Annotated in this window: 12 protein-coding genes; 4 read left to right on the top strand and 8 right to left on the bottom strand. The window is 69.8% G+C overall.

Annotated elements, in window-relative coordinates; all coding sequences use genetic code 11:
• Positions 1-29 precede the first annotated feature (29 nt).
• Positions 30-1,244, bottom strand: coding sequence for an MFS transporter (locus C2U31_RS30030; RefSeq protein ID WP_103276136.1), 1,215 nt, complete (start codon positions 1,242-1,244; stop codon positions 30-32).
• 392 nt (positions 1,245-1,636) lie between these two features.
• Here C2U31_RS30030 and C2U31_RS30025 point away from each other — a divergent pair, with 392 nt between their 5' ends.
• From C2U31_RS30025 to C2U31_RS30015, 3 genes are all read left to right on the top strand, one after another.
• Positions 1,637-3,466: a hybrid sensor histidine kinase/response regulator gene (locus C2U31_RS30025; RefSeq protein WP_103276135.1), complete on the top strand. Its 1,830-nt coding sequence runs from the start codon at positions 1,637-1,639 to the stop codon at positions 3,464-3,466.
• Positions 3,463-4,116, top strand: a complete 654-nt coding sequence (locus C2U31_RS30020; protein ID WP_103276134.1) for a response regulator transcription factor — start codon at positions 3,463-3,465, stop codon at positions 4,114-4,116. Before C2U31_RS30025 ends, C2U31_RS30020 begins: the two co-directional genes overlap by 4 nt.
• 93 nt (positions 4,117-4,209) lie before the next feature.
• Positions 4,210-5,391: an enolase C-terminal domain-like protein gene (locus tag C2U31_RS30015; RefSeq protein ID WP_103276133.1), complete on the top strand. Its 1,182-nt coding sequence runs from the start codon at positions 4,210-4,212 to the stop codon at positions 5,389-5,391.
• A 9-nt stretch (positions 5,392-5,400) separates the two neighbouring features.
• Here the strand turns inward: C2U31_RS30015 and C2U31_RS30010 are convergent, their stop codons facing one another.
• Both C2U31_RS30010 and C2U31_RS30005 read right to left on the bottom strand, forming a co-directional pair.
• Positions 5,401-5,817, bottom strand: coding sequence for a tautomerase family protein (locus C2U31_RS30010; RefSeq protein ID WP_103276132.1), 417 nt, complete (start codon positions 5,815-5,817; stop codon positions 5,401-5,403).
• A gap of 38 nt (positions 5,818-5,855) precedes the next feature.
• Positions 5,856-6,650 carry an SDR family oxidoreductase gene (locus tag C2U31_RS30005; RefSeq protein WP_103276131.1) on the bottom strand — a complete coding sequence of 265 codons (795 nt, stop codon included), beginning with the start codon at positions 6,648-6,650 and terminating at the stop codon, positions 5,856-5,858.
• Between the two features lie 156 nt (positions 6,651-6,806).
• Here C2U31_RS30005 and C2U31_RS31175 point away from each other — a divergent pair, with 156 nt between their 5' ends.
• The gene (locus C2U31_RS31175) at positions 6,807-7,298 is read left to right on the top strand and encodes a helix-turn-helix domain-containing protein (protein ID WP_103276130.1); all 492 of its coding nucleotides are present in this window, start codon (positions 6,807-6,809) and stop codon (positions 7,296-7,298) included.
• A gap of 17 nt (positions 7,299-7,315) precedes the next feature.
• On the opposite strand, the gene C2U31_RS29995 is transcribed toward C2U31_RS31175, so the two are convergent.
• The 5 genes from C2U31_RS29995 to C2U31_RS29975 form a co-directional block, all read right to left on the bottom strand.
• Positions 7,316-8,521: an MFS transporter gene (locus C2U31_RS29995; protein ID WP_158658501.1), complete on the bottom strand. Its 1,206-nt coding sequence runs from the start codon at positions 8,519-8,521 to the stop codon at positions 7,316-7,318.
• A gap of 148 nt (positions 8,522-8,669) precedes the next feature.
• Positions 8,670-9,557, bottom strand: coding sequence for a LysR family transcriptional regulator (locus C2U31_RS29990; RefSeq protein ID WP_103276128.1), 888 nt, complete (start codon positions 9,555-9,557; stop codon positions 8,670-8,672).
• A gap of 30 nt (positions 9,558-9,587) precedes the next feature.
• A complete protein-coding gene (locus tag C2U31_RS29985) occupies positions 9,588-10,094 on the bottom strand; it encodes a hypothetical protein (RefSeq protein ID WP_103276127.1) in 507 nt (168 codons plus the stop codon).
• 80 nt (positions 10,095-10,174) lie between these two features.
• A complete protein-coding gene (locus C2U31_RS29980) occupies positions 10,175-11,086 on the bottom strand; it encodes a DUF4261 domain-containing protein (RefSeq protein WP_103276126.1) in 912 nt (303 codons plus the stop codon).
• Positions 11,087-11,213: 127 nt separating this feature from the next.
• Complete coding sequence (locus C2U31_RS29975; protein WP_103276125.1) at positions 11,214-12,122, bottom strand: transporter; 909 nt, start codon at positions 12,120-12,122, stop codon at positions 11,214-11,216.
• Positions 12,123-12,163 lie beyond the last annotated feature (41 nt).

Below are 12,163 nucleotides of genomic sequence, written 5' to 3'. Positions count from 1 at the left end.
TCTTTTGGGGTGACAGGCGCGCCATGGCGTCACGCCGCGCGCCGCGTGTACGCGGCGCTCCTGGCCAGCGCGATGACCGCCAGCGCCAGCGGAATGAACGAGACCCACAGCACCGTGCGCCAGTCGTAGGCGGCCAGCAGGCCGCCCGACGCGAACGAGCCGACCGCCATGATGCCGAAGATGATGAAGTCGTTCAGCGATTGCACCTTGGTCCTTTCCTCGGGGCGATGGCATTCCAGCACCAGGGCCGAGGCGCCCACGAAGCCGAAGTTCCAGCCCAGGCCCAGCAGCACCAGCGTGACCCAGAAGTGCGCCACGTCCAGGCCCATCAGGCCGATCGCCGCCGAGATGCCGGTCAGCGCCAGGCCGGCGCTGACCATGCGGCCGGCGCCAAAGCGCATGATCAGCCGGCCGGTGAAAAAGCTCGGGGCGTACATGGCGATCACGTGCCATTGCAGGCCCAGGTTCGCGTCTTCCTGGGAGTGGCCGCAAAGATGCATCGCCAGCGGGGCGGCCGTCATCAGGAAGTTCATCAGCAGGTAGGAGACCGCCCCGCAGACCACCGCGGTGACGAAGCGAGGCTGGCGCGCGATGAACGCCAGCGGCCGGCCGCCGGCCGCATCGGCCGGGCCGGGCATGGGCAGCCGCACGCCCAGCAGCACGAGCGCCGACGCCGCCGCGACGGCCGCCTGCACGATGAAGGTGGCGGCGAACATATGGGCGGGCCACAGGTACATGGTGTGCGTGACCAGCTGCGGCCCGACCACGCCGGCCAGCACGCCGCCGCCCATGACGAAGGACAGGGCGCGGGCGCGCCGCTCGGGCGACACGCCGTCGGCGGCGGCGAAGCGGAACGACAGCACCACGGCCGCGTAGGCGCCGCCGAAGAAGGTTCCCAGGCAGAACAGCCAGAACGATCCCAGGACCACGGCGAGGGCGGCCAGCAGGCCGACCAGCACGCCGCAGCCGGTGCCGGCCAGGAAGGCGGCGCGGCGGCCGTGGCGCCGGGCGATGGCGCCCGCCGGCAGGATGCAGGCGGCCATGCCGACCACGAAGATGGACAGGGGCAGGGTGGCCAGGGCCTTGTCCGGCGCCAGCATGTTGCCCACGATGGAGCCGGTGGCGTAGACCACGACGGCATTGGCGCCGGCCAGCGCCTGGGCGATGGTCAGGCGGGCGATATTGCCGCGCTGCTCGCGCGGGGAAAGCTCGGCGGCGGGCGCCGTGGTTGCACTGATAGACAAGATGCCCCTCGTTGAGTCGGTCCGGCGCGCCGGGCGGCGCGTCGGAGGATCGCGGGCTGCCCTCGGGCGCCGCGCTTGTCCTGGGAATGTAGCCTGTTTGCGCCCGGCCGCCAGTGGCGGCCTAAGACCAAAGTCCGATGCGCGGCCCGCCGCCGCCTGTTACCTGTATGGCATGCGGATTTGTCCTCCCGTCGCGGGCGCGGAGGGGTTGCACGCATGTACGACGGGAGGCTGGCGCCGTGTCCGGATTATTGACCCGCTGGTTGGCAATTGCTAAATTTTTCCGCGCATCCCCAGCCCGGCAGCCGCCGTGGCCATCGCCGTTGCCTTTCCCCTATTTTCCCGAACGGGGTCGCGTCCGGGATCCTCACAGGCTCGCGCCGCCCTCGTTCATGGATCCAACTTCCGAAACCCTGGCCGCTGCGTTTCCCGACGGCTCGCGCGTCCGGGCGGTGCAGGTGGCCGTGCTGCGCCGCAGCTTCCCCTTCGCCCTGTCGGGCTCGGTCATCGCCGCCTGTTTCAGCGCCTATGCCCTGTACGGCGTCGTGCCCGACCGCGAGCTGGCGCCGTGGATCGCCGCCATGCTGCTGGTCGCCGCCCTGCGCTGGGCGGCGATGCTGGCCTACGACCGCAGCCAGGCGCAGCCGGACGCGGCCGAACGCTGGCTGCGTCGGATGTTCCTGGGCAATCTCGCCTCGGGCATGCTGTGGGGGCTGCCGGTCGCCTACTGGAGCTTCTTCCTGCCTGTCGAGTACCAGCTGTTCAGCATCGTGATCCTGATCGGGCTGGGCACGGGGGCGATCTATTCCAACTACATCGTCCTGCCGGTCGTCTACGCCTTCGAGATCCCGGCGCTGGCGCCGCCCTTCATCGCGCTGGCGGCGCAGCCTTCGCCGCTGCACATCGCCATGGTGGCGAGCGGAGTCGCCTATGTGGCCTCCACGCTGGCGTTCACGCACCGCATGCATCGCACCCACCTGGACGCCCTGCGGCTGGGCTACGAGAATCTGGCGCTGCTGGAGCAGGTGCGGCGCGAGAAGGAGGCGGCCGAGCGCAGCAACCTGGAAAAATCGCGCTTCCTGGCCGCCGCCAGCCATGACCTGCGCCAGCCCGTGCACGCGGTCAGCCTGTTCCTGGGCCTGCTGACCAACGAGAAACTCACCGCGCACGGCCGCTACCTGGTGGACAACATCGCCAGCGCGACGGCGGCAATGGGGCATCTGTTCGATGCCTTGCTCAATATCTCCAGGCTGGACGCCGGCGTGATCGAGCCCCGGCGCAAGTGGTTCCCGCTCAATCCGCTGCTGGAGCAGTTGCGGGCCGAGTATGCGCCGCAGGCGGTGCAGAAAGGCTTGTCGCTGCGGGTCAGGCCCAGCAAGGCGGTGGTGAATTCGGATCCGGTGCTGCTGGAGCGCATCCTGCGCAATCTCATCAGCAACGCCATCGCGCATACCCGGCGCGGCGGCGTGCTGGTCGGCTGCCGGCATCGGCGCGGCGGCGTGCGCATCCTGGTCTGCGATACCGGGCCGGGCATCCCGCCGTCCGAACAGGAGCGGGTGTTCTGGGAGTTCCACCAGCTGAACAACCCGGAGCGGGATCGCAGCAAGGGGCTGGGACTGGGGCTGGCCATCGTGCGGCGCACCGCCGCGCTGCTGGACCATCCGCTGGTCCTGGCATCGCAGGAGGGGCGCGGCACCCTGTTCTCGCTGGGTCTGGAGACGCGCTCCGCCGAGGAGGCGCTGGCCGCGACGCCGCCGGCGCCCGAGCCCGCGCCGCCAGCGCCCGCCGCCGGCGACGCGATCCCGGACCACGGGCGCGGGCGGATGGTGCTGGTGGTCGACGACGATGCGCAGAACCTGGCCGGCCTGACCTTGCTGCTGGAAAGCTGGGGCTACCGCGTCGTGGGCGCCGCCAGCGGCGACGCCTTGTTTGCCAAGGTGGTGCACGAGCCCGAGCGGCCCGCCCTGATCATCAGCGACTACCGTCTGCGCGAACACGAAACCGGCATACATGTGATCGAGCGGCTGCGCGAGGAATACAGCGATCCGCCGATTCCCGCGCTGCTGGTCAGCGGCGACACCGATCCGGGCCGCCTGATCGAGGCGGCCGACAGAAACATCCCCCTGCTGCACAAGCCGGTGGAGGTCGAGGACTTGCGCGCGCATGTGACCGCGTTGCTGCATCGGCCACGGCAGACAGATTCCGAGGATTCCTTTCCATGACCGCAGTACTCCTGATCGACGACCACGCCATGTTCCGCGAAGCCTTGCTGCTGAGCCTCTCGCAGGCGCTGCCCGGCGTCACGGTCCATCCGGCGTCCAACGGCGCGGAGGCGCTCGCGGTCCTGCAGGCGCAGCCGCAGATCGGCAGCGTGATCATGGACTACTACCTGCCCGACCTGGGCGGCAGCGCGCTGCTCAAGCGCCTGAAGCAGTTGCGCCCGGGCATCCGCGTCCTGGTGCTGAGCGCTTCCGAGGATCCCGACGACCGCGAACGGGTCATGGCGGCGGGGGCGCAGGGCTTTCTGCACAAATCGGCCGACTGCCGCGCGCTGCTGGACGCGCTGGAGCAGATCGGCCAGCCGCCACGCGCCGACCTGGCGCCGGCGGCGGCGCCGCGCAAGCCGCCCGCGCCGATGCCGGCGCCGGTGGACGACATGGCCCTGCTCAGCGCCTTGACGCCGCGCCAGGGCGAGGTGTTGCGGCTGATGTGCGACGGCCTGCGCAACCGCGAGATCTCCGAACGTCTCAGCATGACCGAGAAGACCGTGAAGACCCACGTCACCGCCATCCTGGCGACGCTGGGCGTGGTCAACCGGACCCAGGCCACGCTGGTCGCGCGGCGCGGCGGATTGCTGGGCAAGCCCCGCTGAATCAGCCGCCGCGCGCGGCGGCGAGCGGCAATCGACTCCGTGGATCCGCCCTAGAATGGAACGCGCCACAACGCCATTCGCCGGAGTCCGACCATGCGCATCGTGAATGTCCTGGAAGCTGCCGTGCCTTTGTCCCGTTACGCCGATCCCGCGATCGCGTCCGGCGACCTGGACACCAGCGTGGTTGCCGTCATCACGGATGTGATTCGGGGCGGACGCCCGGTGGTCGGCCTGGGCTACGGATCCGTGGGCCGCTATGCGCAAGGCGGCCTGATCCGGGCGCGTTTCGCGCCGCGCCTGCTGCAAGCGCCCGACGGCGCCTGCGCCGACGCATCGACAGGCAACCTGGACCCCGCGCTGGCGTGGCGCGCGATGATGGCCGGCGAGAAACCGGGCGGCCACGGCGAGCGCTGCGTCGCCGTCGGGGCGTTGGACATGGCCATCTGGGATGCCGCCGCCAAGATCGCGGACGAGCCGTTATGCCGCCATATCGCCCGCCGGCGGGCGGGCGCCGCGCCGCCGGCCCGCGTGCCGGTGTACGCGGGCGGCGGCTATCTCTATCCGCGCGACGACGAGGCCCGCCTGGCGGACGAGGCGCGGGCCTGCGTCGCGCTGGGGTTCAACCGGATCAAGATCAAGATCGGCGGCGCGGATCTGGATGCCGATCGCCGCCGCATCGAGACGGTATTGGCGCGGCTGCCCACGGACGCAGGCCTGGCGGTGGATGCGATGAACGCTTACGGACCCGGCAGCGCGCAGGCGGCGGCGCGCGCGCTGTCCGGCTATGGCCTGTGGTGGTTCGAGGACATCTGCGACCCGCTGGATTTCGAGACGCTGGCGGACGTGGCGGCCAGCTATCCGTCGCCGATCGCCGCCGGCGAGGCCCTGTTCTCGCCGCAGGAGGCGCGCCTGCTGGCGCGGCATGGCGGCCTGCGTCCGGATCGCGATGTACTGGTCTTCGATCCCGCGCATTGCTACGGCCTGACGGCCTATGTTCGAATCGTCGAGGAATTCCTGGCGCGCGGCTGGCCCGCGCGGGCGTTCTGGCCGCATGGCGGGCACCTGTTCGGCCTGCATGTGGCGGCGGGACTGGGGCTGGGCGGCGCCGAGCTGAATCCGTTCGCCTTCCAGCCCTTCTCCGGCATGGCCGAAGGCGGACGCATCGTGGATGGCATGGCCGACCTGCCGCAGGCGCCGGGTATCGGCTTCGAGGCGCACGTCGGCGTCGCGGCGCTGCTGCGCCGCGTGTTTCCCGAGTTGCGCCTGGGGCTGTGAGCGCGCCGCTTATGCCGGGACAGGCCGGTTCTGCTCGCGCCATCGCTCGCTCTCGGGCGTGCCGGGCACGGGCGGGCGCTGGTCCTGGATGGTCCACAGGCTGAACGGCGTCTCGTCGATGTGGATTTCCCAGCGCAGTCCGCGCTCGGCGATATAGGGCGCCAGCAGCCTGCCCACGGCGCCCAGGAAGCGCCGTTTTATCTCGTCCTCGTGTATCTGCCGGGCGATATGGTCGACCGAGATGCGCACGAAATCGTCGGCGCGTTGCCCGCCGATGAAAAAGGACGCCTTGGGCACGGGCTGGAACACCAGGCCGACATAGAACTTCGGCAGGTCGGTGTAGAGGGCGGTGACGCGTTCGGCGATAGCCTGCTTGTCGTCGTCGGAGAAGGCGTTTTCGGGGTGGTAGATTTTCCAGAGCGGCATGGGGATGCTCCTGCGGGTGTGGTTGGGGGATGGGAACGTCAGGCCGAGGCCACGCCGTAGCGCGCGGCCGGCTCGCCGCTGTGTGTCAGCGCCTTGACCAGCGCGCCGCGCGCCGCTTCCAGGCCGCTCCAGCCGGCCGGATCGGAGAGGGTGGGAAAGCAGACCCGCTCGCCCTGGTCGAGCGCGCACAGCGCCGTGGCGACCAGCGTGTCGGCCTCCATGAACAGGTGGTCGGGAAAGGGCGCGGGCTTGCCGCCGAAGAACTCGGAGCGGACCATGCCGGGCATCACCGCCTGCACGGTGACGCCGGCCGGCTCCAGCTCGGCCTGCAGCGCGCGGCTGAAATTCAGCACATAGGCCTTGGAGGCGCTGTAGCCGGACGCGCCGGGCACCGGCATCAGGGCCAGTATCGAACCGATATTGACGATGACGCCGCGCTGGCGCCGCGCGAAGGCGCGGGCGGCCGCCAGGGACAGCCGGGTCAGCGCCAGCACGTTCACCTTGACCATCCGGTCGACGGCATCCGTGTCGGCCGTCGCGCCCGGTCCCAGCGCGCCCAGGCCGGCGCAGTTCACCAGCATGGCGATGTCTTCCCTGGTCGACAGCGCCTCTTCCAGCCGGAGCAGGTCTTGCGGGTTGGCGAGATCGGCGGGCCAGGCCTCGACCTTGCATCCATGGGCCGCGCGCAGCTGCTGCGCCAGCGCGTCGAGGCGGTCCTGGCGGCGCGCGCTCAGGATCAGGTCATGGCCGCGCGCCGCCAGTTGGCGGGCGTAGGCGGCGCCGATGCCGGACGAGGCGCCGGTCACCAGCGCGGTGCCTGCTTCGATGTTCATGGGGATCTCCTTTGAATCGTGGTGGCGAGGTTTTAAGTACAATTATTGACTTCAATTATTGAAGTTGTAAAGTGACGACCTGCCGCCAGGCACTTGAGCGATTCCAGCGCGGTTGCGATACTGGCGGCGATTGCCATACGACATGAAGGGAACACGATGCGCGCCAAGAGTTTTGAAGGCATGGCCTGCTCCATCGCCATGGTGCTGGACGCCGTGGGCGACCGCTGGGCCATGCTGGTCCTGCGGGATCTGGTGCTGGGCCTGCGGCGCTACGACGATCTGCGCCGGTCCACCGGCATCACCAACGCGACGCTGGCCGACCGTTTGAAGCTGCTGGAGCAGAACGGCCTGATCGAGCGCTCGCTGTACCAGAGCGCGCCGGAACGCTACGAATACCTGCCCACGGCCAAGGGCCTGGACGTGGCGCTGGTGCTGCAGGCGCTGGTCCAGGTCGGCGACAAATGGCGGGCGCAGGAGTCCGAGGAGCCGCCGCTGTGCATCGTCAGCGCGCAGACCGGCGGGCGCGTGCGGCTGGGATTGGTGGACGAGGGCAGCGGCGCGCCGGTGCCCTACCAGGATCTGAGGGTGGAGGCCGGCCCCGGCGCGGATGACCTGATGCGCTGGCGCCTGGCCAGGCGGAAGGAATAGACGGCGCGCCGGCCTGATCAGTCCGCGCCGGCGGGGACGCGGCCGCGCATGGCGGGCGCGGCCATGGCGCGCCAGGCGAACGCCAGCGACGCCAGGAACAGCGCCGCGCCGACGCCCATGTCCGCGGCCGCGCCGTAGTGATTGACCAGCCGGCCGCCCAGGGCGGAACCGATCGCGATCGAACTCTGCACGCAGGTCACGAACAGGGCCGCGCCGCCTTCCAGCTCGTCGCCCGCCAGCCGCATGATCCACAGCTGCAGGCATAGCGGCAGGGCGCCGAACGCCGCGCCCCAGACCAGCAGGCAGAACAGCGCCACGGCGGAGGACGAACCGGCCACGCAGAGCAGCGCGAGCGCCGAGGTCGCGGCGGCCAGCACCACGGCCAGCGTGCCGCGCAGCGTACGGTCGGCGCCCATGCCGCCCAGCAGGCTGCCGATGACGCCGGCGCCGCCATACACCAGCAGGGCCAGGGTAATGAAATAGCCGCTCGCGGCCGTCACGTCGGACAGATAGGGTTCGACGTAGGTGTAGGTCGCGAACTGCGTGCCCTTGGCCAGCACGGTGATGAGCAGCGCCTGCATGATCGCCGGCCGCGCCGCCAGGCGGAACAGCTGGCGGGCGCTGATGCGCATCGCCTGCGTCACGGTGGGCAGGCTGACATACTGGACCGCATAGGCCAGCGCCGAGACGACGCTGGCGGCCGCGAACGCATTGCGCCAGCCCAGTTCCTGGCCGATCAGCGTGCCCAGCGGCACGCCGAGCACGATGCCGACCGAGATGCCGGCGTAGACCACCGATGTGGCTCGGGCTTCCGATCCGGCCGGCGCCAATCGGTTGGCCGTGCTGGCGCCCAGGCTCCAGAAGCCGCCCACCGCGATGCCGAGCAGCACGCGCGCGGCCAGCATGGCCGGCAGGCCCGTGGCCGTCATGGACAGCAGGTTCGACAGGGTCAGCAGCAGGCTGAGCGCGAGCAGCACCTGCCGGCGGTCGCGCTGCCCCGCCAGGATGGTCAGGGCGGGTGCCGATATTGCCGCCAGCAGGCCGGACGCCGCCACCAGCAGGCCCGCCGTGCCGACGGAGATGCCCAGGTCGGCGGCCATCGCGTTGAGCAGGCCCACGGGCAGGAACTCCGCGCTGACCAGGCTGAAGCTGCTGACGGCGATGGAAAACACCGCCGGCCAGGGTTTCCTGGCGCGGGCGGCGGGCTGGGCGTTGTCGTTCATGGAGGTTCCGTATCGGGTGGGCGGCGCACAGGCACCGTTCGCCCACTCTATCGGCCCCGCCCATGCGGAAAAAGCGCCGCCCGTGGAAGGATCATCCACGTCCATGGATAGTGCGCGCGGCCGGCGGAGCGCGCAGCGAGCGCGCCTCTCAGCCGAACCGGCTGGCGAGCCAGTCGAGGAAGACGCGCAGCCGCGCGCTGGGATGCCGGTTGGGCGGATAGACCGCATGGAACGCGGCGGCGGGCCGCGTCCAGTCGGGCAGGATCTCCACCAGTTCGCCCGCGTCCAGGCTGCGCTGCACGAAGGGGCGCAGGTGCTGTCCGATGCCCAGGCCGGCCAGCAGCAGGCGCGTCAGCCCATCGCCGTTGTTGACGGAGAACGCGCAGTCGCCGGCTTCATGGCGTTCGCCGTCGCGTTCGAACAGCAGCGGCTGCAGCTTGCCGGTGGCCGCCGAGAAATGGCCGATCAGCGCATGTCCTTGCGCCAGGCCAGCGGGCGACCCGGGGATGCCCTTGCGGTTCAGGTAGGCGGGCGACGCGCAGGTCACATAGCCGAACTCGGCGATGCGCCGCGCCACCAGGCCCAGGTCGCGCAGCTCGCCCGCGCGGATGGCGCAGTCCACGCCTTCGCCCACGATGTTGACGGGCCGGTCGTCGATGCCGATGGCCAGTGTCACGTCGGGGTACTGCTGATGGAAGTCCGGCAGCGCCGGTATCAGCAGGCAATTGGCGAAGGAGGTCGGCGCGTCGATGCGCACATGGCCGCGCGGCTTGAGCTTGCGGCCTCGCACCGCGCCGTCGGCCGCGTCCAGCTCGACCACCAGGCGCGCGGCGGATTGGTAATACTCCTGGCCTTCCGCCGTGACGGAAAGCCGGCGCGTGGTCCGGTGCATCAGCTGCACGCCCAGATGCGCTTCCAGGTCGGCGATCAGCTTGCTGACCGTTGAGCGCGGCACGCCTAGCTGGTCCGCGGCATGGCCGAAGGTGCCGGTTTCCACCACGCGCAGGAAGGCGCGCATTGCCAGGAGCTGGTTCATCGCGATTGCCGCGTCGCCTGCCGTCAGCGTCTATTGCGCCGACCAGGACCCGGGCTGGTCCACCGGGCGGGGCAGATAGCCTTCCAGCGTGTCGGCGATCCAGCCGGGATCGATGTAGTTCCAGCTGGATTCGATCACCCAGGCCAGGCATTCCTCGGGGCCGCCATTGAGATACGGCGGCGGCGAGACCGGCTTGAACACCGTGGGCAGCTTGTCCTCTAGCGACAGGTCATTCAGCACGAAGCCCAGTTCCTGCACCACGCGCCATGCCAGCGGATCGGCGATGTCGATGGTGAGCTTGACCCACCAGTAGGCGTCGGGGGTGACTTCGGAGGACAGCACGCGCACGCCGGGCACGCGGTCCAGATACGCCGTCAGGCGCGGCAGGTTGGCATGCAGGGGGCGAGGGTCGATCGTGTCGATCGGAGGCGTGACGTTCTCGAGCTTGCGGACCAGGTGCGCGTGGAGCGTGCGCTTGGCGTCCTGGGCCTCGCGTTCCAGCGCCTTGTGCAGCTTGCCGGGCAGGGTCAGTTCCATCGGTGTCCATCCTGAAGTCATCCGGCGGTGATAGTACACGGGCTCGCCCGGCCGGCGCGGCAGGCCGGGCGCGGTCGCGTTCAGGCGTCCGGCCGGTTGATCTGGTCCTCGGCGATGATCTCCGCGACCAGCGTGCGGCCCGGCCCTTGCAGGAAGTACTCGGGCTCGCCGGGCTCGCGCAGTTTCAGGTAGGCGTTCTCGCCGATCTGCATGGTGTGGCCGGCGTCCATCTCGGCGCCGCTCTGGAGCAGATAGGCCATGATGTTGTTGAAGATGTTCGAGTAGAACTCGCCCTGGTGATGCCCCTCGGCCAGCGCGGCGAAGTCGGGCAGGCCGAAGCGGTCGGCGCCGTAGGTCCGCATCCACACGCCTTCGGTGCCTTCCACCTCGTATTTCACGAAGCCGCAGTACAGCATGGTCAGCGGCAGCGAGCGCAGCAGCTCCAGGCTCTCGTCGCCGAGCGAGGCGCGCGTGAACACGCCGGCCGGCAGCGACGTGTGGGCATGCTCGTTCATGACGGCGACGCCGCCGGCCTCGGCCAGCGCGCCCGCCACCGCGGCCACGGCCACGTATTGCTCCAGCGGATCTGCATCGTGGCCGGTGTAGTACAGCAGCACATGGCTGGCGTGCGCGCGCACCTCGGCCTTGACCTCGGCGGGGTAGTGCGCCGGCGCCACGCAGACCTCGACCGTGGCCTCGGGCAGCGGCGCGTTGAAGCCGACCATGCGGACCACATGCTCGCCCCAGCCCGCCAGGCCCAGCCAATGGTCGCCGCCGGCGTCGAGTTCGGCGCGCGCGTCGGCCATGGACGGGTGATAGGCCTGCAGCGCGCGCGTGAGCGCATCGGCCTGGTTCGGTAGCGGGCCGGCGAAGGCGACCTGCAGGCTCATGCCGTCCTTCTGATCGGGATTGGAAACCAGCGCGGCGGGTTCGGCGTTGGGTTGGCCGGCGGCCGGTTCCTTGCGGCCGAAGAAACGCGAGATGATGCTCATGGGCGGAATGCGTCAAGTGAACGGAAAGCCGGGATGCTAGCAACCCGCCTCGCGGGACGGGTTGCGTATTCGTTTCAATTCATGACGCCTGACGTCCATATGCTGCGCCGGGGCGGTCGCCGGGCGTTCAGATCGGAAAGCTGAACTGCACCCACAGCTTGCCGCCCTGGGGCCGGTTGCGCACCGCGAATTCATGCTGGTACTTCACGGCGATGCCGGACGCCGGACCCCACATGTAGCGCAGCTGCGGACCAATGCCCGCCGCCTGGCCGCGAAAGCCGTCCGCGCCGACCTTGACGCCGTCCTTCCTGTCGTCTGTGAACTGCTTGAGCAATGTGCCCTGCACGCCCAGCTGCAGGCGCGGGCTGACGGCGTAGCCCACCAGGTAGTCCAGCACGGCGACCGAACCGGACTGGTAGCCGGTCGCGCGGTTGCGCGTGTTGGCTTCGATCAGCGTCGTGGCGGAGACTTCCCATCGCGGGCTTGGAAACCAGCTCATGCTCAGGTACGGCAGGAAGGCATACGTGTTCAGGCCGGTATTGGCGATCCGGCTGGACGAATAGGCGCCGGTGGGCACGGCGAACGAGGGCGAGAAGAAGGCGTGGAAGTCTTTTGCAGGACTGGCATAGCCCAGCATGAACGGCTCCAGTATCACGTCGCCCAGCGCGGTCCTGGCGCCGGTTCCGGCTGGCGTGGACAGGCGCGCGCGCTGGATCGGGACGATCGCGCTGCTGGAAATCGTGAAGGGCCCCAGGCCACGCTCCCAGGTGTGCACGATGCGCGGCGTCTCCGCCACCACGTCCAGGCGAAAGCCGGGAACGGCGCTGCCGCCGTGCGGACCGGCGAATCTGTCGGCGGAATAATAGATCGAGTAATTGAAGAACTGCGTGGCGCCCGGCGGCGGCAGCAGGCCGTTGAGCACCGTGTTGACGCCGACCGGATAGCTGATCTGTCCGTTCTCGGTGGCGTGGGCAAGGCTGGCGGCCGCGCAGGCGAGTAGGCCGGCGCCGAGCCGGCGCGTGATGGGGTATGTCATGGCGTCTCCAGGCCAGGTTGTTTTTTTGCGTTGTCGTGGTT

It is taken from the genome of Achromobacter sp. AONIH1 (genome assembly GCF_002902905.1).
GTDB lineage: Bacteria > Pseudomonadota > Gammaproteobacteria > Burkholderiales > Burkholderiaceae_B > Achromobacter.
The sequence above is the reverse complement of the archived record's forward strand: the minus strand, read 5'-3'. Positions and strand labels throughout refer to the sequence as shown.